Origin of the sequence: Cytobacillus gottheilii, from assembly GCF_018582665.1 — a bacterium.
In the GTDB taxonomy this organism is placed as follows: Bacteria; Bacillota; Bacilli; order Bacillales; family Cytobacillaceae; genus Cytobacillus; species Cytobacillus gottheilii.
Genome location: NZ_CP071709.1, coordinates 3,451,264 through 3,473,826 on the forward strand (window position 1 = coordinate 3,451,264; position 22,563 = coordinate 3,473,826).

17 protein-coding genes and 1 other annotated feature are annotated in these 22,563 nt (G+C 38.5%); of the genes, 4 read left to right on the top strand and 13 right to left on the bottom strand.

The genetic code is table 11. The annotated features are described in order from the left end of the window. Positions 1-8: 8 nt before the first annotated feature. The 8 genes from J1899_RS17050 to tyrS all read right to left on the bottom strand — a co-directional run bounded on the left by J1899_RS17050 (position 9) and on the right by tyrS (position 9,949). A complete protein-coding gene (locus tag J1899_RS17050) occupies positions 9-512 on the bottom strand; it encodes a PTS sugar transporter subunit IIA (protein WP_214475415.1) in 504 nt (167 codons plus the stop codon). Next, positions 484-2,526 (bottom strand): BglG family transcription antiterminator, encoded by a 2,043-nt coding sequence (locus J1899_RS17055; RefSeq protein WP_214475416.1) that lies wholly within the window; start codon positions 2,524-2,526, stop codon positions 484-486. The genes J1899_RS17050 and J1899_RS17055 overlap by 29 nt, the downstream gene beginning before the upstream one ends. Before the next feature lie 313 nt (positions 2,527-2,839). Beyond that, entirely contained in the window at positions 2,840-2,965 is a 126-nt protein-coding gene (locus J1899_RS22765) for a hypothetical protein (protein ID WP_281420583.1), read from the bottom strand. A gap of 19 nt (positions 2,966-2,984) precedes the next feature. After that, positions 2,985-3,851, bottom strand: coding sequence for a permease (locus tag J1899_RS17060; protein ID WP_214475419.1), 867 nt, complete (start codon positions 3,849-3,851; stop codon positions 2,985-2,987). Between the two features lie 68 nt (positions 3,852-3,919). Further along, positions 3,920-4,366 carry a MarR family winged helix-turn-helix transcriptional regulator gene (locus tag J1899_RS17065; protein WP_214475421.1) on the bottom strand — a complete coding sequence of 149 codons (447 nt, stop codon included), beginning with the start codon at positions 4,364-4,366 and terminating at the stop codon, positions 3,920-3,922. Between the two features lie 273 nt (positions 4,367-4,639). Beyond that, positions 4,640-7,435, bottom strand: a complete 2,796-nt coding sequence (locus J1899_RS17070) for an S-layer homology domain-containing protein (RefSeq protein ID WP_246586506.1) — start codon at positions 7,433-7,435, stop codon at positions 4,640-4,642. 694 nt (positions 7,436-8,129) lie between these two features. Further along, a complete protein-coding gene (locus tag J1899_RS17075) occupies positions 8,130-8,585 on the bottom strand; it encodes a hypothetical protein (RefSeq protein ID WP_214475423.1) in 456 nt (151 codons plus the stop codon). Between the two features lie 104 nt (positions 8,586-8,689). Beyond that, entirely contained in the window at positions 8,690-9,949 is a 1,260-nt protein-coding gene (gene tyrS, locus J1899_RS17080) for a tyrosine--tRNA ligase (protein ID WP_066442988.1), read from the bottom strand. Between the two features lie 45 nt (positions 9,950-9,994). Beyond that, positions 9,995-10,226 (bottom strand) — a binding site (T-box leader). A 295-nt stretch (positions 10,227-10,521) separates the two neighbouring features. Between tyrS and J1899_RS17085 the strand changes: the two genes are divergently transcribed. Further along, complete coding sequence (locus J1899_RS17085; protein ID WP_246586507.1) at positions 10,522-13,452, top strand: transglycosylase domain-containing protein; 2,931 nt, start codon at positions 10,522-10,524, stop codon at positions 13,450-13,452. Positions 13,453-13,573: 121 nt separating this feature from the next. On the opposite strand, the gene acsA is transcribed toward J1899_RS17085, so the two are convergent. Beyond that, entirely contained in the window at positions 13,574-15,292 is a 1,719-nt protein-coding gene (acsA, locus tag J1899_RS17090) for an acetate--CoA ligase (protein WP_214475425.1), read from the bottom strand. A 221-nt stretch (positions 15,293-15,513) separates the two neighbouring features. Between acsA and J1899_RS17095 the strand changes: the two genes are divergently transcribed. Genes J1899_RS17095 through J1899_RS17105 form a run of 3 tightly spaced genes read left to right on the top strand, consistent with a single transcriptional unit; the run spans position 15,514 to position 17,994 of the window. Next, a complete protein-coding gene (locus J1899_RS17095) occupies positions 15,514-16,146 on the top strand; it encodes a GNAT family N-acetyltransferase (protein WP_066442985.1) in 633 nt (210 codons plus the stop codon). Positions 16,147-16,177: 31 nt separating this feature from the next. Continuing rightward, positions 16,178-16,825, top strand: coding sequence for an acetoin utilization AcuB family protein (locus J1899_RS17100; RefSeq protein ID WP_214475427.1), 648 nt, complete (start codon positions 16,178-16,180; stop codon positions 16,823-16,825). Beyond that, complete coding sequence (locus tag J1899_RS17105) at positions 16,822-17,994, top strand: acetoin utilization protein AcuC (RefSeq protein ID WP_214475428.1); 1,173 nt, start codon at positions 16,822-16,824, stop codon at positions 17,992-17,994. The genes J1899_RS17100 and J1899_RS17105 overlap by 4 nt, the downstream gene beginning before the upstream one ends. A gap of 52 nt (positions 17,995-18,046) precedes the next feature. Here the strand turns inward: J1899_RS17105 and motS are convergent, their stop codons facing one another. The 4 genes from motS to J1899_RS17125 form a co-directional block, all read right to left on the bottom strand. Continuing rightward, complete coding sequence (gene motS, locus J1899_RS17110) at positions 18,047-18,787, bottom strand: flagellar motor protein MotS (RefSeq protein ID WP_066442982.1); 741 nt, start codon at positions 18,785-18,787, stop codon at positions 18,047-18,049. Next, positions 18,777-19,595 (bottom strand): flagellar motor protein MotP, encoded by an 819-nt coding sequence (gene motP / locus J1899_RS17115; RefSeq protein WP_066442981.1) that lies wholly within the window; start codon positions 19,593-19,595, stop codon positions 18,777-18,779. The genes motS and motP overlap by 11 nt, the downstream gene beginning before the upstream one ends. 372 nt (positions 19,596-19,967) lie before the next feature. Next, positions 19,968-20,966 carry a catabolite control protein A gene (ccpA, locus tag J1899_RS17120; protein ID WP_214475430.1) on the bottom strand — a complete coding sequence of 333 codons (999 nt, stop codon included), beginning with the start codon at positions 20,964-20,966 and terminating at the stop codon, positions 19,968-19,970. 313 nt (positions 20,967-21,279) lie between these two features. Next, the gene (locus J1899_RS17125) at positions 21,280-22,353 is read right to left on the bottom strand and encodes a bifunctional 3-deoxy-7-phosphoheptulonate synthase/chorismate mutase (protein WP_066442979.1); all 1,074 of its coding nucleotides are present in this window, start codon (positions 22,351-22,353) and stop codon (positions 21,280-21,282) included. Positions 22,354-22,563: the final 210 nt, after the last annotated feature.

The window sequence follows — 22,563 nt, forward strand, 5'->3', positions numbered from 1 at the left end:
AAAAATAGTTATTTTAGTCCAGCCTGATTTAATAATTGCTCTAAACCTTCTTGACTCCTGCACTCAGCAAATTCCCTTAATAATTTCTGGTCTTCGAAGATTTCCATTAACCGCTGCAGCATCGTTAACTGATCCTCGGATTTTTTTAGGGCAAGCATGAAAATTAATGAAACATCTACCTCTACATCACTTGTTCCCATCAGACAGAATTTAACTGGTTTCTTTAATGAAGCAAAAGCAATCTGCGGTGTAATGACTTTATCAGCATCTGTATGTGGAATGGCGATTCCCAGTGTTCCAACTGCCAGTCCGGTTGGAAAACGATCTTCCCGTTCCAAAACCCCTCTTTCAAATGTTTCGGAAACTAACTTTGCTTCATATAAAGACAAGGCCATTTTCCTGATTGCATCACGGCGATCACTGGCTTCTAAGTCAATAAACGTAATATTTTTATCAAAAAACATGGTCATTCCCCCTACTGTCTCAACTTCCGTTGATAATAAGCCACGCATCAGCAGCCTCCTTCAAGTCCAGTAATTTAGACATTTTAACATCGTCTTCTGCAAGATCTGCCAATTGAAATAGGGCCTTTAAGTGGCGATTCGGGTTGAAAATGGCAAGCGGTGTAACGACGGATACCTTCTGTCCATTTGCAAACTCTACTGGATTTTTTAAGATAAGCATTGCAAATGCATCAGCCAGCACTCCTTTTTCAGTTGCTGCATGCGGAATAGCCATACTTTTTCCTAAAAAACTGTATATATGCTGATGGTCATTTTCCTCGATTAAAGTAGTTACATATGCTGCTCTGATAATATTGTTTTTCACCAAAGGCTCACAGGCGATTTTAATTGCCTCTTTCCAATTCTCCACATTGTCTTTATATTGGATGAAATCACTTGGCAGGAATTGTCTCAATCCATACGAATGGAGATGGCCGTCCTTTACTTCCCTTTTCGGATTCTCTTGAAATAAACTGGAAAGCGAAGTGATCAATGCAGTCTCATCTGTTATAATTGCGTTCTTTTTAATGGTTTCAATTAATTGAGTCATCTTAATATTTTCATAGCTTTTTTTATCAATGGTGGCGATAACCTGTTTACGCAGCCATTCTTTTTCATGTAATGTCATAAGAGGATTAATTAAATACACAGGCTGGGAGGACTGAATGGGAATGGTGCTGAAAACAATTTCATAATCTTGCTGATACATTTGGAATTGTCTTAGAGACAGGCTTTCAGCAAAATAAAACTCCGGAAAGATTTCCTTCAATGTCTGCTGCATGATCTTTGATACAGTGAGACCATTGGTGCAAATCACTATTGCCCGTTTCTTTTTATGAAGATCTTCGCCCTGTTTAATAAGCTGCCCGGCTAGAAACATAGTAATAAAGGCAAGCTCATCTTTTGGAAATTTCTCTCCTATTAATTTTTCAAGCGGAACGATCGAAGCTGATACCATTTCATGTAATTCCATATACTCCTCAATCAACTTAACTGAGTAATGCTCTTTCAATGTAAGATGATATTTGATTCGATAGTATGCTGGCCTCATATGAACCATTAATTTATTGAGGATATCCTTTTTATCATGTATAAAGATACATGATTTTTTCTCAAAAAGTTCAAGCATATCAAGGATTGCAATTTTTAACTCATTTAACCTTTTGTCGGTAAGAATGTCCGACGAGCGAACATTAGAGGTTAATAGTTGAAGTGTAAGCCATATTCTTTCACTCTTTGGCAAATCCATATCTTCGTTTATCAGCAGCTCTGTAACTAAGTATTCCTCCGTATCAGCCAGCTCTCTTAAACCAATATGAAAATCTGCGTTAAGCAAATGCCCTTGTTCAATGCGTGTAAAAATTAATTCTAAAATGTAAGGCAAGCTTTCATAGCTTTCATCCGTTAAATGGATGTTCAATGAGGTTTCAATCGAATTTACTTTCTTTTTCATTGGAGAAATATCAAGCTGCAGGATCTTTTCAAAGTATTGATGTCCATTAAACAGATTTAGAACGGATTTAACGACTATAATCAGTAACTTTCGGATTTGAAACTCATCCCCGATAATTTCATAACCATCTGCTCTGCTATAACTGATTGATAAAGAATATTTTTTAATGTGGTCAGACGCCTCTTTGATATCACTTATCCCTGTGTTTTTGCTTACATTAAAAAGATCAATTATATGAAACAATGAAATTTCTTCTCTTTTTCCAAGTAAATATAAAATAATTAAAAGTGCACGTTCCTTCTCAGTTGGGATATAATCTTCCAATTGATTTCCTGTTGGATGAGGGACTGAAAAATGCTCAAATATTTTTTTATCAATGATAAAGTTACCGTTTCTGCTCTTTGTAATCGGTGTTAAATTTTTTGTTTTTAGCCATTGATTAATTTTTTCTAATGAATATGAGATTTGCCGTCTGCTTAGCTTAAATTTCCCTTCAAGTTCCTTATTTTTTATTTGAGGTGTTCTAATCAATTCATTTAACAAACTTACACTTCGGTCATCAAGGAACATGACTACAACCTCCCTTATGTCTTTATTATATTTGAATGACTGAAATAAAAGTAAGCGTTTTCATAACAACTTTTCTCCGTTGGTTATATCATTTTTTGTGCAAGTCTGTGATGAATTTTTACATTTGTTCCTACTTATTACTTTTGTAGTGATTTTTTCATTAAAGTTTACTTTCGTCAATTACTTTTGAAAATAAAATGACCATTAACCTAGAAACCCTTGTCTAATGCTATCCAAATAGAAAAATAAGAAACAAAAAAACGGCACCGATTGGTTACCGTCTCTTTTCCTCTGTGAGATTATAAAGAATTCCTTATTCTTCTTTGTTTGTTTCTTCTTTGCTGTTCTGTTTTACATCATCCACATCTCTCACTTCCTCAATCTTCACATTGCAGCATGAACTCTCTTTCTTTCCGAATAAACCTTTTAAGATATTCATTTTTATTCCTCCCATTATTCTAGATTAGGTAAAACAACAAACCTGATAATGTCGCCATCATAAAGACAGAGCCTACAAACGCTATTACTAACTTCTTTTTAAATATGCTATTTAATAGTGCTAATTCCGGCAAGCTGGCACCTGCTGAGCTAATCATTAACGCCATTACTGGTCCAAGTGCCATTCCTTTAAGGATCATAATCTGTGAAATGGGTATCATGGTGGAAAGCCTTATATAAAGCGGAATACCTAAAATCGCAGCTATAGGGACAAGCCACCATTGCTCACCGCCGAGGTAAGCAGCGATCCATTCAGTTGGAATGACTCCATGAATCAATGCTCCAATTGCAGCACCGACTATTAAAAATGGATATACTGTTTTCATCAGCTGTAAGGTTTCAAATAAGGCTCCTTTTAAAGAGAACGTGACTTGTTCTTGATGATATCCTGTCATGACCACATTTTTAACATGCCTTTCAAATCCAAATCTCTCCAATGTAAAACCAATAAGAACGGAGAAAAGAGAGGTAACAACTGTATAAGTCACTGCAACTTTTAAGCCCAGAGTCGCAGTCATCAAAGTGATAATCGTTGGATCCAGAACTGGCGAAGCAAATAGAAAGATCATCACAATGCTAAAACGTACTTTCTTGTTTAATAGATTAACAACGATTGGAATCGTTGAGCATGAACAAAATGGTGTGATGAAAGCTAATCCAAGTGTGACCATTACACTTGTCAGCGGATGGCTTTTTTCCATCAGCTTTTCCATTTTTTCATATGGGATCAACACTTGAATAAGGTTAATGAAAAAAGAGATACATACAAATAAAACAGTTAGTTCCAGAGCAATTCCAAGAAAACTCCGTAAAAATTCTTCCCACACAATAATCACCTCATTTTATTTGCATTTTGCAAATATTATTCCTTAAATATGAGCAAGTTGCATCTTGCTCATATTAATGGTTTACAGCATACAGTTGACTTTGCCATAGCATTATTCAGCAGATTAATGGAACGGAGAACAGTTTCTTTCTCAAACTCGTTCATATGTGAAAACACTTCTTCTAAGTATTGATTCATCTCTGCATCAATGGCAGCTGCTGTGTATTTCCCTTCTGTTGTAAGTGAAAGGATATGTATTCTTCTATCTTCAGGCAGCTGTGATTTTTTAACAAGATTCATTTTAACCAGTGTCTGTATCTGTCTGCTGAATGTGGTAATGTCCATTCCTAATACATCTGCCACCTGCTGTACATTGGGCTGATCTAGCCGGTCTATTTCATAAAGAATGTGACTTTGCACTAAAGAAAGGTCATTTCCTCCGCTTGAACAGCAATTCTTATTAAGCATTCCAAACCTTCTTGTCATAATTTGAAAAAGCTCTCTTGGATTTTCCATTATTTTCACCTCTGTTTTAGTTATAACATATTATTTGCATTTTGCAAATAAATAATATTTCTAAAACACGAATTTCCATCGTCATGATTTGCGTGTTTTCACAAGCCCGTTCCACCTGCGCTGCAGACCCTCGCTCCATTTCACTCTGTTTAGAAAGAAAAACTTTTAAAAAACAAATAAAAACCGAATGAGTAGAAAGAGTCACTTCCTACTCATTCGGTTCTATGGTCGTGTTAAATGTCCAAACTTCTAATGATCTGGTGTTACTCTTTATTATTTTGCTTCAAGATGTACAGTAATACTGTTTGGCTGATACGTTACATTTACATCGTATCCTTCAGCTGTTACAGAATCAAACTTACCGATTACATCATCTGCAGTCAATAGTGTAAATGATGTTCCGTTTCCAGCCTCATAGTTAGATAAATCTAAGTTCACATTACCGCCATCTAGATATGCAATCCCATCAACATCCATTTGAATATTGTTATTGTCCATTGCAATATCCAGATCTCCAGCTTCGATCGTAAACTCACCATTTAATTGAAGTGTTTCATCAGCAGATACTAATACACTGCCATTTTCAACAAAAAGGTCGCCATTTCCGAAAGCAGTTGAGGATTGTGCTTCTAATGTTCCTTCTTGCAGCAAAGTTCCTCCTGTAAAACTGTTATCACCTGTTAAAGTAAGGGTTCCAGTGCCTTTTTTCGTCAGCATCCCTTTACCATAGATGTTATTTCTCCACCAGTCTTGAGCATTAAATCTGCCTAATGAAGCGTCCATATCCACTGTTACATTGTTTAAAAAGGCTCCATATCCATCAGCTGCTGTTACTAAATCGATTCTGCCCCAGCCATTAGATTCGTCAAGTACAGGGTATCCTGAATCGATTGAAGTTGTATAAAGAATTTCTCTGCGCTGCTGATCTGTTAAATAAGGCTGACGTGTTTCTAATAAAACTTCTGCTCCTTTAGGAACTTCAGGTGCTAAACCTTTAACTCCTGTTTGCGGCAATCCATAAGTCATTTTTTCACGGTAGAAAGCTTTATTTGCATCATGATTTTCCCATTTTTGCTCATCGTATGCATTTTCGAACGTGTAATCTTCAGTTACCGTATGCGCATATTCATATAAGCTCATATTTTTAGATGCTGCTAATTTACCGAAAACTTCACCTGTATTTTTATAAGCCTTGTCCAAAACTTCTCTGTTTTCTGCTTTGTTAAATGCATAAGCAGTCATTGCTGTAGATTGGATTCTTCCGCCAATTACATCAAGCGGAGAGTGCATACCTGTTACGATACGGTTTTCTCCCATTTGAGCTGCTCTTGTTAAAAACTCAGAAAATCTTTCCGGAGTAGCATAAGCAAAACCAAAAGTAGATAAATACGATGCACTTGTATGTCCGCTTGGGAAAGCACCGTCTTTTCCTCTTCCGTCTTCTGCTATTCTTCTAACATATCTTAAAGCAGGAATTACTTCTACATTTGTTTCATACTGCTGGTAATGCCTTTCACCTGTTTCCTTTTTACCTCCTGAAGGTAAAGGTTCTGAAACCTTTTCACCGCTGCCAATCGTTTCCCAAACAGGTAAACCATTTTCATCAACCTTTTCTTTTACTTCACCATTCGAATTCATTCTCCATGGTCTTGGAGAAGAATAAAAGTACTTAGAAGGATTTGAAGAAGAAGGATTTCTAAACCTGATTAAGCTAACTAAATCCATAGCCTCTGCAAGTTCAGAATTTGTCGCGTTTCCTAATCCCTGACTTTGATCTTCTACCGTTGTTTCTTCTAATAATTTATTCATGTCTTCTACGTTTCTAACAACGCTTGTTACTGGTTTAACAATATCTACATAAGCATTCGCCAATGGACCAAATCCATCGATCATACTATAAATTTTGTCTCTCTGGTCATCATAATAAGCAGCCAGAGCTTCTTCATCTGTTCTATTTTGCGTTACCTCTTCTACATATTTGATGTTGGCAACCCAAGTATCTTCATTTCGAATTTCTTCATTTGCATATGTCTTTTTCTCTGCTACTACTTTCGTTTCGTCATTTTTATATCCATCAAAATATACAGTAGGTCCGTCACCATATTTGGCAATTTTCCCGTTAGCACCTTCAACTTCTAATGCTTCACCGTTTCTCCAAGCGGGCTGGTTCATTGACCATACTTGATCAAAACCGTCTAAAATTTTGATAAAAGGATTTGTTGCCGCAATATCCTTTTTAGCAGGATCAGCAGCATTTTCACCATAATCTACTGCAGGGAACGACTGCTCACTCTCTGGAACACCAACATTTAAATCATAATCCGTTCCAACCGGCTTTGATGGTTTAGAAACACCCGGTTCCTCTGGATAAGATGGCGTTGGCACAACAACTGTGTCATCTTCTTCTGGAGGAGTTGGTTTTGGTTCTTCTGTTTCTTCATCTGGATTCGGCTCAGTATCCTTAATTAATTCAAGTACATTATTTAAGGTAACAACTGACTCTGCACGAGTTATTTTATTCAATGGTTTAAAGCTTCCGTCTAAGTAGCCAACCATAAGGTCTGCTGCACGGACACTGCCTATATATCCTTTGCTCCATGCCGGGATGGATGAGGAATCTTTAAATAGCTCAGCAGCAGTTTCATCTTTCTCCAGCTTATTAATAATGGAAATAATTTTTGCTACTTCTTGGCGTGTAATTAAATTTTGAGGTTTCATCGTTTGATCTGGAAATCCATCTAAGTATCCTGCCGCAATTGCTTTGGATACTTCTTGGTAAAACCAGTCGTCGGAAGAAACATCTTTGAAGTTGATTTCTACTTCTTTGTTATACTTAAATGCTCTGTTAACAAGAACCATAAATTCTGCTCTAGTTATCGATTTGTTCGGTTTGAAGGTACCATCAGAATACCCTTTGATTAAATCTTGATCAACCCATGATTGAATTTCTTCTTCTGCAAAACTTCCTTTAATATCGGAAAGTTGATCGTTCGCATAAACTGGAAGCGTTGAAACGAGCATTGTTAACATTAAAAGCAACGCAATTGTTCTTAAAAATGATTTCTTCATAAATCGCAAATTCCTCCTTATTAAATAGTACCGAATTTGTGCACATTTAAAATACAATCATTCTAAGATGTTAAACTGCATTTTTTGAAGTATTGAAAATATGTACTTATATAACCATGTGGTTTATTATGGAAGAAGAAGATAGGTATAAATTACTATGTTAATATACTTTATTGGAGGCTATTAGAATCTGAAATTAATACATCTTTATTTTCCAGCTTTTCAACTAAAAGGATCCTTGTTAGAGTTCCTTCCTTCCCTATATTTCATTTTTAAACTGATCAATTAGCTGAAATGGCAAATAAAAGAAGTAGTATAGTCCAATTTTCATATAACACTATCTTCTACACAGAGATCTACCAAAATTAGTAATCTAAATGATAGATATTATCAGTGACCACACAAATTTTATGATAGAAATTCTATATTAATAAAATGTAGTGAAAATATTAAAAAGATGTAAAGTTGTGAATGTACTGTAAATAACTTAAAGTAATGTAATAAGTTGTAAACTCCAGAAGAGATCATTAATGGTTGGCAAGGCGAGAAGATGAAGAAGAGTTCATTAAAAGGAGTAAGAAGTGGAAGGTCGGCCGTAAAAGATGCTTTCATTATGTTGAGCACTTGAACACTATTCCATTAGTAAAGCCTAGTTGATTCAGTTACAAAGATACTAGGCTTTTAATACCTTTTATCACATCATTGTTGGATCAGCACCAAACCACGCTTGAATTTCATTTTCTTTCGAACAAGGATGAATCCAGCTAACACCAAATTTAAAAATCCGATCCCCAGTAGTTTGGAATGTTTCATATTGAATTCCATTATCTAAATACTTACCACTATAATCTATATTTTGAGGGTATTCATGAAATTCGCCTTCTGCTCCAATTGTAAGTTTGATATTGTCCTTATAGAAAGCAATCGCTTCAAGTCCTTCTCCACTTTCTATATCTCCCTCTATATTTATAGACGGTATCAAGCATTTAATTATTTGAGCACCGCATTCTTTCAAATACTCATATTCAATTAAATACCTGCCGTTTACATCAGGACAACGTCTATCGATTGTTTCTAATTTTCTTGCTGTGTATTCTATTTCATTGTCATTGATAAAAATCTTAATAGGACCTAATGGTGTTAGTAACATTGAATGCTCACCTGCCTTCTTTTTTATAATAAAAAAAGAGGACATATGCTTATTATGAACATATCATCCTCTTCGTTGTTTATTTTAATTCTTGAATATGCTGCTCAGTATTTAATTAAAAAGTACTTCTTTTTCCCGCGGCGGATAATCGTAAATTGTCCCTCAATGCGATCTTCTTCAGAAAGGGTATATGCTGTGTCTGTTACACGCTCGCCGTTAATGGAAACCGCTCCATTTGTTACGTCTTCACGCGCTTGACGCTTTGATGGTGAAATTTTTGCTTCTATTAAAAGATCGATAACATTGATTTCAGCTTCGCCATTATGCTCATATGATGGAACATCCTTAAAGCCTTGCTTAATTTCTGCTGCGGTTAAGCTTTTAACATCTCCGCTAAATAATGCAGCTGAAATCTTTATAGCCTGCTGCAATGATTCTTCTCCGTGAATCAAACGAGTCATTTCTTCAGCAAGTGCCTTTTGTGCTTTACGCAAATGCGGTTCTGCTGCAACTGCTTCTTCCAGTTCCTCAATTGTTTCTCTCGTTAAGAAAGTGAAGAACTTAAGGTACTTAATGACATCAGCATCAGCTGTGTTAATCCAGAACTGGTAAAACTCGTAAGGAGTTGTTTTTTCAGGATCAAGCCAGATTGCACCGCTTTCTGTTTTCCCGAATTTTGTTCCATCTGCTTTTGTAACAAGAGGAATGGTTAAGCCGAATGCTTTTGCACCTTCAGGCATCATCTTGCGGATGAGTTCAAGACCAGTTGTAATATTGCCCCATTGATCACTGCCGCCAATTTGCATTTTACAATCATGATTTTTGTATAGATGGTAAAAATCCATCGCCTGCAGAATTGTGTACGTGAATTCAGTAAAGGAAATTCCCGTTTCCAAACGTGAAGAAATCGTATCCTTAGCCAGCATGTAGTTGACGCCAACATGCTTTCCAAAATCACGAAGGAACGTAACAATATCCATTGAGCCTGCCCAATCATAGTTATTGACCATGATTGCGCCATTTTCGCTTTCAAAATCAAAAATATTTTCAAGCTGGTTTTTGATGCAGCTGACATTATGCTGAACCATTTCTAAAGTTTGCAGCTTACGCTCTTCACTCTTGCCGCTCGGATCACCAATTAAACCCGTTGCACCGCCAACAAGTACGATTGGACGATGTCCTTCATTTTGAAAACGTCTTAATGTTAAAAATGGAAGCAAATGCCCAATATGCATACTGTCAGCAGTCGGGTCAACGCCACAGTACAAAGAAATTTTCTGATCGTTTAGCGTATTTTTAATCCCTTCCTCATCTGTCTGCTGGTAAACAATCCCTCTCCATTGTAAATCCTCTAATAAACTCATCATTTATCCTCCTATTTCAATCAAATAAAAAACGCCCCTGCAAATTGCAGGGACGCATAAATACATTGCGCGGTACCACCCAGATTGAGGATAAAAAATCCTCCACTCAAACAAAAATAACGGTTTGATCCGTCCGCTGCTATAACTGCCCGATCACAGGTTGACAGCGAAAACGCTCAGGGAGGTAATTCATCCTTCTATTTGCACCGGCTCACAGCAGCCGCCGGCTTTCTGAAACAGGGATAGAAGCACTACTAATTCCCGTCAATGCATAAGCTATTTAGTTAATAAAGCAGTTTTATCATATTTAGTATTCTGGTGTCAATATTATAAGGATCAAATATGATTTCTTTGAATTTCTCCCCAATTCTGCTGACATAGACATCTTTGGTGTCCTAGAGACATGAATCCCCATCTATAGAAACATATTCGCCATGATTATTAATAAAATAACATTATTCGCTCAATAATCCTGATAGAAATAAAAGGAAATTTCAGATAAATGGTGAACGTTGTCATATTACAGTTTGACTTATGCTATAATGTATGTGATTTTAGGGGGAATGATGCGTATGAAAGAAATTCTTCAAAGATGGAAGAATAAGTTAAAGCCGACAACCGGTTTCTTTACAGATAAGAAAACAGTCAAAGGTGCTAGCATCACATACCAGGTCATTTGGAATTTGACGCTCTTATTTATCATTGTTGCCGTACTTGGTACAGCCTTTGCAGGCGGAGCTGGCGCAGGCTACTTTGCTTCACTTGTTAAAGATGAACCAATTCGTTCATACGACAATATGAAAAAAGACATATACAACTATGAAGAAACATCAGAGCTTTATTTTGCAAACGATGTCTATTTAGGAAAGCTTAGAACAGATCTGGAACGTGAAGAAGTAAATATTGATAATGTTTCCGAGTATTTGGTGAATGCAATTGTTGCTACTGAAGATGAATACTTTTATGAGCACGAAGGAGTTGTTCCTAAAGCAATACTGCGTGCACTTTTTCAGGAAGTCAGTAACTCCTCTGTCCAATCTGGAGGAAGTACTTTAACGCAGCAGCTGATTAAAAATCAGATTCTAACAAATGAAGTTTCTTTTGAACGAAAAGCAAAAGAAATTCTGCTCGCTTTAAGGCTTGAGAAGTTTTTTGATAAGAAAGAAATTCTAGAAGCTTATATGAATGTCTCTACCTTTGGGCGCAATTCTGCCGGGAGAAATATTGCAGGAGTTCAATCGGCTGCAGAAGGAATTTTTGGTGTTGCTGCAAAAGATTTAAGTCTGCCGCAGGCTGCCTTTATTGCAGGTCTTCCGCAAAGTCCGTTCGGCTATACTCCTTTTACACAGGCTGGTGAATTAAAGGAGCCGGAAGGATTAGAACCCGGACTCAGCAGAATGAAAACCGTTTTAAAAAGAATGTATGATGATGAACAGATCGATAAAAAACAATATGATGAAGCGATTGCTTATGATATTACGCAGGATTTCAGAAAACAAAGTGAGGACAATCCTCTGGAGAAATATCCTTATTTAACGGTTGAAATCGAAAAACGAGCAGTTGACATCATGAGTAAGGTATTAGCTGAAAATGATGGATATGAAGAAGAAGACTTGAAAAATGATGATCAGCTAAGGGAAGAGTATCGTACTTTAGCAGACCGCAATATTAGACAAAATGGCTATAAAATTCATTCTACTATTAATAAAGAAATCTATGACAGCATGCAAAAAGTGAAAGATAATTATCCAAATTACGGACCAGATAAAGGGGAAACCTTTGAAGATCCTGAAACTGGAGAGAATGTTCAAGTCATGGAGCCTGTTGAAGTAGGGGCTATCTTAATTGAAAATAAAACCGGCAAAATCATCAGCTTCGTAGGCGGCCGTGATCATGAACGGGAACAGACGAACCATGCAACAAAAGCTATCAGGCAAAATGGCTCAACAATGAAGCCATTGCTTGTTTATGCACCGGCAATGGAGTTAGGAAAAGCATCGCCAGGCACAATTTTGCCTGACGTACCGCTTCACTTGAATCCAGCTTTAAGCAGACCATGGCCGAACAACTATACGAGATCCTATAGCGGTCTTGTATCCGCACGTTATGCATTAGCAGAATCTTATAACGTGCCCGCTGTTAAGCTATATAAAGATATTGTTGATCAAAGACCAGCAGAATATCTTGCTAAAATGGGCTTTACTTCCCTTTATGAAGCAGACTATACCAATCTTGCAACATCTATTGGATCTTTAGAATATGGTGTGACAGTAGAAGAAAATACAAATGCATATGGCACCTTTGCAAATGGCGGCCAGTTTGTGGATGCCTATCTCATTGAGAAAATAACAGATAAAGAAGGAAACCCGATCTTTCAGCATGAAGCCGAGCCAGTTGATGTTTTCAGTCCGCAAACTGCATACTTAACGATCGATATGATGCGTGATGTTATTAATAACGGAACAGCTACATCTATTAAAAGCAGATTGAAGTTTGCCTCAGATTGGGCTGGAAAAACAGGAACAGGAAACGAATTTTATGATTCCTGGTTCGTTGCTTCCAATCCAAACGTATCTTTTGGCATATGGACCGGTTATGATACACCTAAATCATTAAAATCCGGCGGTCTAAACTACAGCTTAAGGACGAACTATCTATGGGCTGATCTAATGAACGCTGCCTATGACATAGCACCTGAACTTGTAGATCCTAGCGAAAGCTTTAAAATGCCGGGCGGAATCGTCAGCAGATCATTCTGTGCCATCTCTGGACTGCTTCCATCCGAAGCATGTTCCGCAGCAGGGCTTGTGGAAACAGATCTATTTAATGCAAAATTTGTTCCTACACAAACTGACGACAGCTTAGGTACAGGTCGACTGGTAAGAATCGGAGACAGAAAATATATGGCTCTTCCATCTACACCTGAGGAATTTTCTGAGCCAGGCATGATCTTAAATCCAGATTATATCGAAAAGTTATTCGGAATATCAAACGTCAATCCAAGTGATCTTATTCCTAGAAAAGATCGATGGTCCAGGATACTTGTTGCCGATGACAAAATGGAGGAAAACGGGAAAGTACCAGCGCCGCCTGCCGTTAAGTCCTCTGGCAGCACATTAACATGGAATGCACATTCAGAAAATGATGTAATTGGCTACCGTATATATGGCGGAGGCGGAAAGGTTGCTTCGATTCATGCTGGCGAGGCATTGTCATTTAAGGCAGGCAATGGCACCTATTATGTAACAGCCGTTGACATTGCTGGTCAGGAATCAGCACCTTCTAACTCAGTACAAATCGGCAGCACACCAGAGGATAACCCTCCTGCCGACAATTCTGACAGCGAGAAGCCTCCTGAAAATAATGATACAGACACAGAGCCAGAGCCAGACCCTAACCCTGATACACCGCCAGAGCCACCTCAAAATCCAGGTGACGATGATGGGAATGCAGGCGGAGGAGCAGAGGAGCCGGAACCGCCTGGTGACGGAGGTTCCGAATAAGACAAAGAAGTGTTTAGCCTCGCGCCAGACACTTCCTATATAACGTAAAAAAAGCGCCAAATGGCGCTTTTTTTATTTATCATCATTTTCCTTCATGATCTTGAAAAGGAGCTATTTCCTTTTAATCTTCCATTGTCGATAAATCGCCTGTTGGAAGCTCTAATTCCCATGCTTTTAAAACACGGCGCATGATTTTTCCGCTTCTCGTTTTAGGCAATTTATCGCGGAATTCAATTTCTCTTGGTGCAGCATGTGCAGCCAATCCTTTTTTAACAAATACGCGAATATCTTCAATGAGTTCATCTGATGCTTCATAGCCGTCCATTAAAGCAACAAAAGCTTTAATAATTTCTCCTCTTACAGGATCCGGCTTCCCAATGACTCCTGCCTCTGCAACAGCTGGATGCTCTAACAGCTTGCTCTCAACCTCAAATGGGCCAACACGTTCGCCCGATGTCATAATCACATCATCTACACGCCCTTGGAACCAGAAATAGCCTTCCTCGTCCATATAAGCAGAATCTCCTGAAACATACCAATCTCCTGGCATAAAGTAAGATTCATATTTTTGCGGGTTATTCCAGATCGCTGCCATCATGGATGGCCAGCCTTTTTTAATAGCCAAGTTCCCCATCCTATTTGGAGGAAGTTCATTTCCCTGGTCATCAACAATAGCTGCCTTAACACCTGGGACTGGTTTTCCCATCGAACCAGGCTTAATCTCCATTGATGGATAATTACAAATAAGCTGTGCACCTGTTTCTGTCATCCACCATGTATCATGAATGCGCAATCCAAATACCTTCATTCCCCATTTAATCACTTCCGGATTGAGCGGCTCACCTACACTCAAAATATGGCGCAGGCTCGATAAATCAAATTTTTTAATGACTTCATCTCCTGCTCCCATCAACATCCTAAATGCAGTTGGAGCGCTATACCAGACAGTTACTCCATATTCTTCAATCATTTTGTACCACGTTTCAGGGTTGAAGCGCCCGCCCACAATGACATTCGACACTCCGTTTAGCCATGGTCCAAAGATTCCATAACTTGTGCCTGTAACCCAGCCTGGATCAGCTGTACACCAGTATACATCATCCTCTTTTAAATCCAGAACCCATTTGGCTGTCTGTGCATGCTGCACCATCGCTTTATGAACATGCAATACTCCTTTTGGCTTCCCAGTAGAACCGGAAGTATAATGCAGGATAAGACCGTCTGATAAGTCAACCCACTCAATCTCCAGCTGTTTGCTCGCTTCTTCCATTCTTTTTCTGAAATCAATATATATGCCTTCTTCCTTGATGTCTTCCCCGATTAAAACAATTGACTTTAATGCAGGCAGCTGGTCAACCGGTACACGATCAAGCAGTTCAGGTGTTGTAATCAGCACCTTCGCTTCACTGTCCTCAAGACGATCCTTTACAGCTCCCTCCATAAATGCTTCAAATAAAGGTCCAATAATGGCTCCCAGTTTAATCGCACCTAATACAGAGAAATAGAGCTCCGGGCAGCGTGGCATAAAAATAAATACCCGATCCCCTTTTTCAACATTTGCATGTGTCTTAAGAACATTTCCTGCTTTATTGGACTGATCTTTCATTTCTTTAAACGTATACTTTTCATTTCTGATTCCATCTCGATAATAAAGAGCGACTTTATTTTTCCTAAAGTTTTCAGCATGGCGATCGATGGCTTCATATGCCAGATTTACTTTTCCCGTTTCACTCCACGAGAAATTCTTCTCTGCTTCTGACCAATCATAACTAGCGTATTGCTCATCATAATTTTCCAAATAATAATTCCCTCGAATTACTGGCAGCGCTTCCAATTTCATATGCCAAAATCCCCCTTTTATTCGTTTGCTATTATTATAGTACAGATAGTTTGTTTTCTCAATTTTTAAAATATTATTCCTTCTAAATGACTATATATTTTTACAATTAGCCTTATGTTTATATTCACAAAAATTTTATAGAAAATTCAGTGAAAGCGCTTCACACATTATAGTTTTATGTATAATAGAACTAAACTATGAAAATACTAGGCGGTGAATTGATGGAGCATCCGAAAACATATAATGCCAAAGAACTCAAAACACCTGGAGGAAATATAATAATTGAAGGACCCATACCACCAGAAAAACTAGCAGAATATGAATTTCATAAAGATTTGACTGCTTTTCGCCCCCCAGAACAGCAAAAGAAAGCCCTAATTGAAATTGCCGGACTTCCAGAAGGAAGGATTATCATTGCACGCTGCAGGGATACGATTGTCGGCTATGTTACCTATCTATATCCAGATCCACTTGAAAGATGGTCAGAAGGAAAGATGCCTGATTTAATTGAATTAGGCGCCATCGAAGTTATTCCTGGTTTCCGCGGTTACGGAACAGGGAAAAATTTGTTAAGGGTTTCAATGATGGACGATGCGATGGAAGATTATATCATCATTACAACAGAATATTATTGGCATTGGGATCTAAAGGGCACCGGGTTAAATGTATGGGAATATCGTAAGGTAATGGAAAAAATGATGAATGCCGGCGGACTGGAATGGTATGCAACAGATGAGCCAGAGATAAGTTCACATCCTGCCAATTGTTTAATGGCCAGAATCGGAAAAAGAATTCAAGCTGATTCAATCCAGCAATTTGATCGTTTAAGATTTATGAATCGTTTTATGTATTAATAATATTTTCTTACTAAAGGTGGGGCAGAACATGCTTGTGGAAGAAATAATGAAACAAGACGTCACCACATTAACAAAGGAACATAGTATTGGTGACGCTGTAAAAATCATGAGTGCAAATAAAATCCGCCATTTGCCAATTATTGATGAGCAAGGTCAACTAATTGGACTTGTAACAGATCGGGATATCCGTGATGCAACTCCATCGATTTTTGAAACTGATCAATTTATGAATACATTACAAAAGCCACTGCATTTACTTATGCAAAAAGATATCATTACTGGGCATCCGCTTGATTTAGTTGCAGAAGTATCTGCCCTTTTATACGAACACCGGATTAGCTGTCTGCCCATTGTGAAAAATCACAAGCTCGTCGGCATCGTCACTGAAACGGATCTTCTTCATACTTTAGTCGAACTCACTGGTGCTCATCAGCCCGGTTCCCATATTGAAGTAAGAGTAGAAAATAAATCTGGAAAGCTTTATGAAGTCACATCCATTATTAGGGAAAGAAAAGCGAATATACAAAGTGTGCTTGTTTATCCGGATAAAAAGAATGATCAATTTAAAATCATTGTCATCCGTGTTCAAACGATGAATCCTCTTTCGATCATAAAGGATTTAACATCAGCAGGATATGAAGTGCTCTGGCCAAATCACTCTGGGAAGCCGTTATGATGCATGATTCCATATTTATTTACTCGAAAGATTTAATGAATTACAAATTCAGCGAAGACCATCCTTTTAATCAAAAGAGACTAGAACTAACAATCAGTTTACTTCAATCAATTGGGGCACTGCAAGAGGGATTAATAATTCCTCCGCGCTTAGCACTGGACGAAGAACTCCAGCTTATTCATGATCCAAGCTATATACAGGCGGTAAAAAATGCAGGAGCTGGCATGCTTCATGAAGAAACGGCTGAAAATTATGGCTTAGGAACAGAGGATACACCTATTTTCCCTCATATGCATGAAGCCAGTTCATTGCTTGTAGGCGGGACTTTAGCTGCAGCTGATTATGTCATGAGCGGGAAGGCAAAACATGCTCTTCATATTGGCGGAGGTTTGCATCATGGCTTTAGAGGAAAAGCATCTGGTTTTTGCATCTACAATGATAGTTCTGTTGCCATAAAGTATCTGCAGGAAAAATATCAAGCACGAGTTTTGTATATTGATACAGATGCACATCACGGAGATGGGGTACAATGGGCATTTTATGACGACCCTAATGTGTGTACATTTTCAATCCATGAAACTGGCCGCTATTTATTCCCAGGAACAGGAAATGTAAATGAACGGGGACAAGGAAAAGGGTATGGTTATTCTTTTAATATTCCTGTTGATGCCTTTACAGAAGATGATTCATGGATTAATGCCTACAAAACAGCTCTTCGCAAAATTGCTGACTTTTTTAAGCCTGATATTATACTTACACAAAATGGTGCAGACGCACATTTTTTGGATCCGCTTACACACTTATCTGCCACGATGAAAATTTATCGTGAAATTCCAAAGCTGGCGCATGAAATAGCTCACCAATATTGTGAGGGCAGATGGATTGCAGTTGGCGGGGGAGGCTACGATATTTGGCGTGTTGTTCCCAGAGCTTGGGCGCTGATTTGGCTTGAAATGACAGAAAACTCGAATAGTTACGGAAAATTACCGAAGGAGTGGATTGAAAAGTGGGCAAAAGAAGCTCCTGTTCCTTTACCAGTCGAATGGGATGACCCAGTGGATGCCTATAAAGCAATTCCCCGAAAAAAAGAAATTGAAGAAAAAAACCAAATTACATTGGAAAAAGCTTTATATCCGTTGAAAGATATAAAGCCGATCTCTTCAGAATAGAGCGCCTAACAAAAAAACGTTCTGAGGACTATGAAGTCCTGCAGAACGTTTCCTATTGCTCTTCCTGAATCTCTTCATTGTAAGCAGGATCAGAAATAATAATTTCAACTCTTCGGTTTTTGCTCAAATTTTCCGGACTGTCATTTACAGCTACTGGACGCGTATCACCATAACCAACTGCCGCAAAGCGGCTGCTGTCTAATTGCTGTGATTCAACTAAATAACGAATGACACTGGCAGAGCGCGCTGCTGACAGTTCCCAGTTCGATGGATAACGGTAAGTGGTGATCGGCCTGCTGTCAGTATGACCCTCAACCTTCACCAAATTATGCATTTCGGAAAGCATGGTTGCCACTTTGTTTAAGAATGGGAAAGATTGTTCTTTAAGATCGGCGTCGCCTGTTTCAAACAGGATCTGCTCTTGTAAAACCAACACAACTCCCCGCTCTGTTCTATTGGCAACAATGACATCTTCCATGCCGTTTTCCTGCAGATACACCTGTACCTCAGTAAGCAAATGATCCAGCGTTCCTTCTTCTGAACTGCTGCTCACATCTTCATCGCTGTCTTTGGCTTCACCTGGATGTTGATTTTCGATAACAGAAGGGTAGAAATCTAAGATTTCTCTTGTTCGAAAAGACTCCGCAATCGCCTGAAATTTAGAAACGTCTATTTGCGACATGGAAAATAGCAGAATAAAAAATACTAGAATGAGCGTAACTAAATCAGAGAAGGTAACCATCCAAGTCGGCGCGCCTTTTTTAGGTTTTGGCCCTCTCTTTTTAACGTTCATTTTCTAGTGCCTCCCCAGATCTGCTGATCTCAGCGGAACGTTTTTTCTCTTCGGCAGATAAAAAGGCACTAAGCTTTTCTTCTAATATTTTGGGATTTTGTCCTGACTGAACGCCAATGACTCCTTCAATGACAATCTGCTTCATAAACACTTCCTGCTCTGTCTTTAACTCAAGCTTTGCAGCAATCGGAATAAAAAACAAATTTGCCAGCAGTGAACCATATAAGGTTGTTAAAAGAGCAATCGCCATATTAGGACCCAATGTTTCCGGATCATTAAGACTTTTAAGCATGAGGACAAGTCCAATTAATGTCCCAATCATCCCCCATGCTGGAGCATACTCTCCTGCCTTTTCTAAAATACTTCTGCCTTTTCGATGGCGTTCTTCTAATGCAGAAATTTCAGCACTCATAATGTCATGGATAACGTCCTGTTCAATCCCGTCTATAGCCAGTAAAACACCTTTTCGAATAAACGGATCCTCAACCTCTTCAATCACTGATTCAAGAGACAGCAATCCTTCTCTTCTTGCTTTTTCAGCCAGCTTCACAAAAATAGCAATTAACTCGCCAAGACTTTCATCTTTCTGAGAGAACGCCTGACGAATAACCGTAAACATGTGACGTACACTTTGCAAGGGAAAACTGACGAGTAAACCTGCGCCAAGTCCTCCTATTACAATTAAAATGGAGGCAGGATCAATAAACGAAATAATGTCCGCTATTCCTCCATTTGCTGCAATCCCAAAAAGCAGCAGGGCTAATCCGACCATAAGACCTATAGGTGTTAACATGTCCAGCTTTTTCATAAATTCTCTCCCTGATCAGCACAAAATTGCCATTTTAGCGGAGAAGTTACGACTTAATAAGGATTAAGACATAGTGTCAAGCAGTGGAGCAGGCAGTTCTGAATACGAACGAACAACAGAACCTATAACAATTGCCTCTTTTCATACAAGTACGGACCTGTATTTCCAATGCTTCCGGTGTCTAGGCCAAGTGAAAAAGCTTTTCATGCAGATGTACATGAAGCTTAAGCCGCCTCCGCATTTCTATATAGGCTTAAGGCGCCTCCCAGGTACGTTCTAAAGTAAGAGCTGCCTTCGTAATTGACTGCACACTCCACTTTCTTTTGTCCTAAATAAAGCGCCTCTTTCTTACCTTTTTTATCGGCAATTGTCTTATTTTGTTGAGTCGCGCTGCTCAATACGGTGCGGAAGTACTACGATTTGATCACTAACTGATTCTTTATTCATAAGTTTTGTTAATAATCTCATTGCAACAGCTCCTATATCATATAAAGGCTGAACAACTGAGGTAAGCTGCGGACGCACCATCAATGTCAATCTTGTATTGTCGGAACTGATTACTTCAAAGTCATTAGGAACACTAAAGCCTTTGTCTTGAGCTCCGTGCACGACTCCAAGTGCCATCTCATCAGATCCTGCATAAATAGCTGTTGGTTTAGGATCTGCTTCTATTAATTTTTCGAAAGCTTCGATACCGGAATCATAGGTGTCGTCCCCTTCAACAACTAGTTCTTCTCTATAAGAAATACCAGCCTCAGCTAATGCACGCTTATAACCTTCCAGCTTCTTCTCGGCATTAATCGGCTCGCGGAGCGGCCCAACTACAAGCGCTGTATCTTTATGGCCTTTCTCAATTAACGCAGTCGTTGCATCAAAAGCAGCCTGCTCATAATCAATATTAACAGATGGGATACTGCCTGATTCTTCAATGGAACCTGCTAAAACAATCGGAACAGGAGATTTCTTAAATTCATTAACATGTTCAGCTGTAATATTTCCACCCATAAACACGATCCCGTCAACTTGTTTGCCTAGCATCGTATTTAGCAGGTGAAGCTCTTTATCTTCATTTTGATCAGAATTGCTCAAAATGATGTTGTATTTATACATGGTTGCAATATCTTCAATTCCGCGTGCAAGCTCTGCAAAAAACGTGCTTGAGATATCAGGAATAATAACGCCCACTGTTGTTGTCTTCTTACTGGCTAGTCCTCGTGCTACAGCGTTTGGACGATAGCCAAGTCTGTCGATTACTTCAAGTACCTTTTTTCTTGTTGTCGGTTTTACATTCGGGTTTCCGTTCACTACCCTTGAAACGGTTGCCATTGAAACGTTTGCTTCACGTGCAACATCATATATTGTTACATTCATTTCATTCACTCCTCGATTTTTACGGTTTTCCGCTTTAATATAGTTATTTTACTGCATGCGCACGTAACCTACTCATAAAAATGATATTGTGATAGGCTACACATGTCTAATTATGTATAATCATACGACACGAAGCGAATTGTCGCAATGTCAACACCTTCATTTTTGAAAAAAAACTGTGCTATTTTCATAAAAGATCATGGCTTTTTCAAAAGTTTAATAAAAAATTAACATTTCTCTTCTCAAAACCCCGTATGGATATAAAAAGAAACCCACAAGATTTATATCCTGTGGATTTCTTTTATCTTAACTATTATACCCTTGCAAAAGGTGTTGCTTTCAGCTCTTTCATAAAATGATCGAATTGCTCTAAGTCCATTTGCTGAGCAGAATCAGATAATGCCACTGCAGGATCCGGATGAACCTCAGCCATAACACCGTCTGCACCGATCGCCAATGCAGCTTTGGCTGCAGGAAGAAGCAGATCTTTTCTTCCTGTAGAGTGAGTCACATCAACAAGTACCGGAAGATGCGTTTCTTGCTTTAAAATCGGCACCGCTGAAATATCAAGCGTGTTTCTTGTAGCACGCTCATACGTACGGATACCGCGCTCACATAGTATAATCTGACCATTGCCTTGAGACATAATATACTCTGCGGCGTTAATGAATTCTTCGATTGTCGCTGCAATCCCTCTTTTTAATAAGACTGGTTTATTAACAGATCCAGCAGCCTTTAATAGTTCAAAGTTTTGCATATTGCGGGCACCAATCTGGATGACATCGATATAATTTACCGCAGTTTCAATATCTGCAGGACTTACAATTTCAGAGATGACAGCAAGATCGTATTCATCAGCCACTCTTTTTAGAATTTTTAACCCTTCTAGCCCTAAGCCTTGGAAATCATATGGAGATGTTCGCGGCTTAAATGCTCCTCCGCGTAATAGTTTCAGACCTTTAGCTTTAACAGCTTCTGCGACCGTTGCTACCTGTTCATAAGACTCAACAGCACATGGACCAAAAACTAGATGAGGGTTTCCGTCTCCGACCTTTTCCCCCTTAATATCAACAATTGTGTTTTCTGATTTCTTTTTACGGGAAACAAGCAGAGCTTTGCTGTGATCATCTTTTTGCAATTCAAGTCCAGCTTTAAAAATTTCTTTAAACATATGCTCAATCGTTGAATTTTCAAATGGTCCATCATTATTCTCTTTAATTAAATCAAGCATTCCTCTTTCACGGACAGGATCATAACGATAAACCCCTTGTGTTTCCTTAACTTTTCCGATTTCCTGCACTAGTTCTGCTCTTTCGTTAATTAACTTTAATAGCTGCAGATTAATCTCATCCACACGGTCACGCAATTGATCAAGCTCTTTACCCATTGTTATCCCTTCCCTTTCTGCTTAGCCTGGCCTCAAGTCATAAATGATTAACATCATCTTATTATTCTTTATTGACCGGTCATTTTGTGATACATTTTTTATAATTAGGGTTATTATATCGGAAATATTCTAACATGTCACTATATTTATCTTTATTAATTAAACGCTTTTAAGCGGTAAAGTAAAAGTAATCGTCAAAAGAGGGTGTAC

Excerpts from the sequence above, each read along its gene's own strand:
- J1899_RS17050 (WP_214475415.1), bottom strand. The coding sequence starts at position 512 with ATGCGTGGCTTATTATCAACGGAAGTTGAGACAGTAGGGGGAATGACC.
- J1899_RS17055 (WP_214475416.1), bottom strand. The coding sequence starts at position 2,526 with ATGTTCCTTGATGACCGAAGTGTAAGTTTGTTAAATGAATTGATTAGA.
- J1899_RS22765 (WP_281420583.1), bottom strand. The coding sequence starts at position 2,965 with ATGAATATCTTAAAAGGTTTATTCGGAAAGAAAGAGAGTTCATGCTGC.
- J1899_RS17065 (WP_214475421.1), bottom strand. The coding sequence starts at position 4,366 with ATGGAAAATCCAAGAGAGCTTTTTCAAATTATGACAAGAAGGTTTGGA.
- J1899_RS17070 (WP_246586506.1), bottom strand. The coding sequence starts at position 7,435 with ATGAAGAAATCATTTTTAAGAACAATTGCGTTGCTTTTAATGTTAACA.
- J1899_RS17075 (WP_214475423.1), bottom strand. The coding sequence starts at position 8,585 with ATGTTACTAACACCATTAGGTCCTATTAAGATTTTTATCAATGACAAT.
- tyrS (WP_066442988.1), bottom strand. The coding sequence starts at position 9,949 with ATGAGTTTATTAGAGGATTTACAATGGAGAGGGATTGTTTACCAGCAG.
- J1899_RS17085 (WP_246586507.1), top strand. The coding sequence starts at position 10,522 with ATGAAAGAAATTCTTCAAAGATGGAAGAATAAGTTAAAGCCGACAACC.
- acsA (WP_214475425.1), bottom strand. The coding sequence starts at position 15,292 with ATGAAATTGGAAGCGCTGCCAGTAATTCGAGGGAATTATTATTTGGAA.
- J1899_RS17095 (WP_066442985.1), top strand. The coding sequence starts at position 15,514 with ATGGAGCATCCGAAAACATATAATGCCAAAGAACTCAAAACACCTGGA.
- J1899_RS17100 (WP_214475427.1), top strand. The coding sequence starts at position 16,178 with ATGCTTGTGGAAGAAATAATGAAACAAGACGTCACCACATTAACAAAG.
- J1899_RS17105 (WP_214475428.1), top strand. The coding sequence starts at position 16,822 with ATGATGCATGATTCCATATTTATTTACTCGAAAGATTTAATGAATTAC.
- motS (WP_066442982.1), bottom strand. The coding sequence starts at position 18,787 with ATGAACGTTAAAAAGAGAGGGCCAAAACCTAAAAAAGGCGCGCCGACT.
- motP (WP_066442981.1), bottom strand. The coding sequence starts at position 19,595 with ATGAAAAAGCTGGACATGTTAACACCTATAGGTCTTATGGTCGGATTA.
- ccpA (WP_214475430.1), bottom strand. The coding sequence starts at position 20,966 with ATGAATGTAACAATATATGATGTTGCACGTGAAGCAAACGTTTCAATG.
- J1899_RS17125 (WP_066442979.1), bottom strand. The coding sequence starts at position 22,353 with ATGGGTAAAGAGCTTGATCAATTGCGTGACCGTGTGGATGAGATTAAT.